At 52.1% G+C, this 516-nt stretch carries 1 protein-coding gene; it reads left to right on the top strand.

Annotation, left to right across the window (positions count from 1 at the left end; genetic code table 11):
* Positions 1–259: 259 nt before the first annotated feature.
* On the top strand, positions 260–439 hold the full coding sequence (locus E1297_RS51095; RefSeq protein ID WP_155132677.1) for a zinc ribbon domain-containing protein: 180 nt from the start codon (positions 260–262) through the stop codon (positions 437–439).
* Positions 440–516: the final 77 nt, after the last annotated feature.

Genomic DNA, 516 nt, shown 5'->3' with positions numbered 1-516 from the left:
GCTTTCGATGTTGCTGGAGGGGATCGACTGAGGGATGCCGGTCAGGACATGGAGGTAAAGACCTTGCCTGTCGGTTCATGTAGAATTTCAGAATTCTGCGTATCTGTATGGGAAACGATCGTGTAATCCAGAAGCGCGGCAAAGCCCCACCTGAAGGAAGGGAGCAAGAGCGCACTTCGCGCAGCGAGGCATCAAGATTCACTCCGTTGTTCTTCAATTCCGTTGTTCTTCAATGTTTTGCCTGACAAACCTGCGCTGAATGCGGTGCAATCGACAAGCAGAGCCGCAAAGCCAAGAGCTCCTTCACTGCGAATCCTGCGGACATGAAGTCAATGCGGATACGAACGCCACTCGCAATATTCTTACGTCCGGAACGCGGATAGCGCCAAGCAAACGAGCAAAAGCTCGTCAGAAACGCGAATCTCGTCACGCAGCCTGACAGCTTGCGCTTCGCTTAAAATCCGCGTCCTTCAGGACGGAGAAGACGTTGATTTTCCATAGGCTTGGTTTCAAACC

This window comes from Roseibium sp. RKSG952 (assembly GCF_009711355.1).
The sequence above is the reverse complement of the archived record's forward strand: the minus strand, read 5'-3'. Positions and strand labels throughout refer to the sequence as shown.

Bases quoted from the DNA above. Each gene is read 5' to 3' on its own strand.
- E1297_RS51095 (WP_155132677.1), top strand. From the start codon at position 260: ATGCGGTGCAATCGACAAGCAGAGCCGCAAAGCCAAGAGCTCCTTCAC.